The organism is Achromobacter pulmonis, assembly GCF_002885955.2.
Lineage (GTDB): Bacteria > Pseudomonadota > Gammaproteobacteria > Burkholderiales > Burkholderiaceae_B > Achromobacter > Achromobacter pulmonis_A.
Map to the genome: position 1 here is coordinate 26934 of NZ_POQS01000005.1, position 3959 is coordinate 30892.

Sequence of the window (3959 nt, forward strand, 5' to 3'; positions counted from 1 at the left end):
CATGCCACTGGCAGTGCCGCTGAAGGTCGGTCAGGAACGCATCGTGTTCATCGACCGGAACGTGCGCGTGGGCGTGCCCGCGGGCGTGGGCGAACGCCTGCGCGTGCAGAGTGCGGGTGGCGCGGTGTACCTGCGCGCCAGCGAGCCGATCGAGCCCACGCGGTTGCAACTGCAGGACGCCGACACGGGCGCGCTGATCCTGCTGGACATCGCAGCCGAACCGCCCAAGGACGGGGAAGCCGAGCTGGAGCCGGTGCGCATCGTCGAGGGTGACAGCGCACCGGGACGCTATGGCGAGCAGGCCGACAGTGCCGAGGCCCCGGCACGCGCCCAGGGCCAGGCAGGTGCGCGGACCGCGCGGCGCGAAACTCCGGTCCCTGTCGTGCTGACGCGCTTCGCCGCGCAGAACCTCTACGCACCGCTGCGCACCGTCGAGCCGCTTCCGGGCGTCATGCGGGTCAACCTGCCCCGCGACCTCGACCTGGACACACTGATGCCAACGCTGCCGGTGCGCGCGGTCGCGCTCGCGTCGTGGCGCCTGGAAGACCAATGGGTGACTGCCGTGCGCCTTACCAACACCGGCGCCGACTGGGTCGCGCTCGACCCGCGCGTGCTGCAAGGCGATTTCCTCACCGCCACCTTCCAGCACGAGGCGCTGGGCCCGCGCGGCACGACCGAGGACACGACCGTGCTGTACCTGGTCACGCGCGGCCGCGGCCTCGCGCAGTCGCTGCTGCCGGCGATTCACCGCTTCGACCCTGCCGTGCATCTGCCGCAGCCGGACGGCGACGAGAACGCCAAGGAGGCCCGCCATGCGCAGTAACGGCCTGCTCAAGTGGCTGATGATCCCTGTCGCCATCCTGGTGCTGTTCGCCGGTATCCGGCTGTTCTCGGGTGGAGGCGGCACGGCGCCACCCGCGGCGGACAACGGCGCCCAGCTCACGCCCGAGGAAATGAAGGCGCTGGGCATCGAAGGCGACACCCCGCGCGACACCGTGGCGACGCTCGTTGCCCAAGTGAAGCAGTTGCGCACCGAGCTTCAGACCGCGCTCTCGGACAACAAGTCGCAGCGTGAAGAGAACCAGCGGCTGCGCCAGCGCGAGAACTCCATCGACCAGCGCATCAACTCGGCGCTCGAATCCGAGCGGTCCAACCTGCGCCGCGACCAAGAGCAGGCGGCCAGCGCGCGCCAGCAGACCGAAGGGCTGCTCGCCGACCTGCAGCGGCGCCTGGACAGCATCGGCGGGCGCGGCGGCGGCCATGCGGACCTGCCCGTGGGCCTGGGGCTGCAGGGCGGCGACGAGGCCGGCATGGAGGGCGGCGTGCGGTGGGTCGAGCCGGACGACGCAAAGCCCGCCGAGGGGCGCAACGGGGGGCGTGGCGCGAGCGGCGGCATGAGCTTCCCCACGAGCTTCGGCCCGGCGCAGAGCACGCTCGAAACCACCGCTGAAACCGTGGCCAACGCGGGCGCCCGCGCCGCCGGGGTCAAGAATGCCAAGCCGGTCTATACCGTGCCGACCAACTCGACGCTAATGGGATCGGTGGCGATGACGGCCCTGATCGGCCGCGTGCCGATCGACGGCACGGTCAACGATCCCTATCCGTTCAAAGTTCTGGTCGGGCCGGACAACCTGACCGCCAATGGCATCGACATTCCCGACGTGGCCGGCGCCGTGTTCAGCGGCACCGCCTCGGGCGACTGGACGCTCTCGTGCGTGCGAGGTCAGGTGCGCAGCATCACGTTCGTCTTCAACGACGGCACGATTCGCACGATCCCCGAAGACCGCGAGGGCAACCAGCAGAACAACCAACAGCGCGACGGCTTGGGCTGGATCAGCGATCCCCACGGCATTCCTTGCGTCAGCGGCGAGCGGCGCAGCAACGCCCAGCAATACCTCGGCTCGCAGGCCCTAATCACCGCGGCCGGTGCCGGTGTGGCCTCGCTCATCGAGAGTGGCAGCGGCCGCATGTCCTATGTCGGCTCGGACGGCTCCATCGGCACCGTGGGCATCACCGGCCAAGAAGCGGTCGGCCAGATTCTCGCGGGCGGTGTCCGGGACATGTCGGCCTGGGTCAACAAGCTCTACGGCCAAGCCTTCGCCGCCGTCTATGTCCAACCCGGCGCCAAGGTTGCCGTCCACCTCGAAAAGCCGCTCGCCATCGACTTCGATCCCGAAGGCCGCAAGGTCGATCACCGCGCAGGAGAAAGCCATGCCCTTGAACTTGACTAACCTGGCCCGTGGCCTAGCACTGGCCCTCGCCGTCGCGGTGCTCGCCGGCTGCGCCACCAGCAAGGAAAAGCTGTTGACCCACGGTGACCGCACGATGATGGACATCTGGCAGCAGGAGGCCGGCGACGGCGGTGGCGCAGCCGGACGGAACGCCGGCCGCCAGTTGCTCGATGCGCGCCAGAGCCTGCGTCGGCCCCTGACCGACGCCGACGTGCAGGCCGCACCTGTCGAGCAGATGCGCTACACGCGCACCGCGCGCAATGAGGTTCACCGCCAGTTCCAGCGCCTGCCCAATCCCGATCTCGTGATGTACGTGTACCCGCACCTGGCCGGCACCGATCCCGTGCCGGTGCCCGGCTACACGACCGTCTTCCCGCTCTACCAGCGCATCCAGTACGCGATGCCGGGCGAGCGCGTGGAGGACTACTGATGCGGTGGAAACTCCCCTGGCCGAAGCTGGCCGGCGTCGGCTCTAGCAACCCGGCCAGCGATGAGCAGCCGGACAGCTGGCAGCGCCACGTCGAGGCCTTGCGCCAGGCCGGCATCCCCGAACCNNNCTTGCGCCAGGCCGGCATCCCCGAACCCGGTTCGGCAGTCCACGGCAGCAAGCCAGCGACCCTGGCCGACGAGCAGGCGCTGTACGACGTTGCGCCGTCCTTCGTGGAACTGCTGCCCTGGGTGGAGTTCATGCCCGAGTCGAAATCGATGCTCCTGGAGGACGGCCAATCGGTGGCGGCGTTCTTCGAGCTGGTGCCGCTGGGCACCGAAGGCCGGGAGCCTGGCTGGCTCGCCCACGCCCGCGATGCCCTGGAAAACGCACTCCAAGACAGTTTCGATGAACTGGACGAGAACCCCTGGGTGCTCCAGCTCTATGCCCAGGACGAACCGAGCTTCGACCAGTACATGCAGACGCTGCGCGACTACGTGCAGCCACGTGCGCGCGGCTCGGCGTTCACCGAGTTCTACCTGCGCTTCTTCGGCCACCACATGCGCGCTGTGGCCAAGCCCGGCGGCCTGTTCGAGGACACGGTGGTCACGCGGCTGCGCTGGCGCGGCCAGACGCGGCGCGTGCGCATGGTGGTGTACCGCCGCGCGAGCGGTCAGGGACAGGCAAACCGCCGCGGCCAGACACCCGAGCAGATGCTGGGCATCGTTTGCGATCGCCTGTGCGCCGGGCTGGCGAATGCCGGCATCCAGGCCCGGCGCATGGTTGCAGCGGACGTTCACGACTGGCTGCTGCGATGGTTCAACCCGCGCCCCACGCTGCTCGGTCCTGGGGCGGAGGACCGGGAGCGCTTCTACTCGCTGGCGCGCTACCCGGACGAGACCGAGGCCGGCGAGATCGAGTTGGCGAGCGGGCGGGATTTCAGCCAGCGGTTGTTCTTCGGGCAGCCGCGCTCGGACGTGGCGCAAGGGGCCTGGTACTTCGACGGCATGCCGCACCGCGTGCTGATCACCGACCGGCTGCGCATGCCGCCCGGCACGGGGCACCTGACCGGCGAGACCCGCAAGGGGGACGCGATCAACACGCTGTTCGACCAGATGCCCGAGGACACCTTGATGTGTCTCACGATGGTCGCCACGCCGCAGGATGTCCTGGAATCGGATCTGAACCACCTGGCGAAGAAGGCCGTGGGCGAGACGCTGGCGTCGGAGCAGACCCTCAAGGACGTGCACGAGGCCCGCTCCCTGATCGGCAGCGCGCACAAGCTCTACCGGGGCACGCTG

4 protein-coding genes (1 of these 4 only partly in view) are annotated in these 3959 nt (G+C 69.3%); all 4 read left to right on the top strand.

Annotated features, from left to right (window positions below):
- A protein-coding gene (locus C1I89_RS18955) for a TIGR03749 family integrating conjugative element protein (protein WP_440130652.1) crosses the window boundary here: on the top strand, positions 1 to 823 show its 3' portion. Its footprint begins 17 nt before the window's first position; 823 of the gene's 840 nt are visible here — the last part of the coding sequence; its start codon lies beyond the left edge, outside the window; it ends in the stop codon at positions 821 to 823.
- Entirely contained in the window at positions 813 to 2231 is a 1419-nt protein-coding gene (locus C1I89_RS18960; RefSeq protein WP_003109776.1) for a TIGR03752 family integrating conjugative element protein, read from the top strand. The genes C1I89_RS18955 and C1I89_RS18960 overlap by 11 nt, the downstream gene beginning before the upstream one ends.
- Positions 2212 to 2661: a TIGR03751 family conjugal transfer lipoprotein gene (locus C1I89_RS18965; RefSeq protein WP_042178567.1), complete on the top strand. Its 450-nt coding sequence runs from the start codon at positions 2212 to 2214 to the stop codon at positions 2659 to 2661. Before C1I89_RS18960 ends, C1I89_RS18965 begins: the two co-directional genes overlap by 20 nt.
- Positions 2661 to 3959, top strand: a 1299-nt coding sequence (locus C1I89_RS18970; RefSeq protein ID WP_181391002.1) for a TraC family protein, incomplete at its 3' end; no start/stop codon positions are given. The genes C1I89_RS18965 and C1I89_RS18970, both read left to right, overlap by 1 nt.

Excerpts from the sequence above, each read along its gene's own strand:
- C1I89_RS18960 (WP_003109776.1), top strand. The coding sequence starts at position 813 with ATGCGCAGTAACGGCCTGCTCAAGTGGCTGATGATCCCTGTCGCCATC.
- C1I89_RS18965 (WP_042178567.1), top strand. The coding sequence starts at position 2,212 with ATGCCCTTGAACTTGACTAACCTGGCCCGTGGCCTAGCACTGGCCCTC.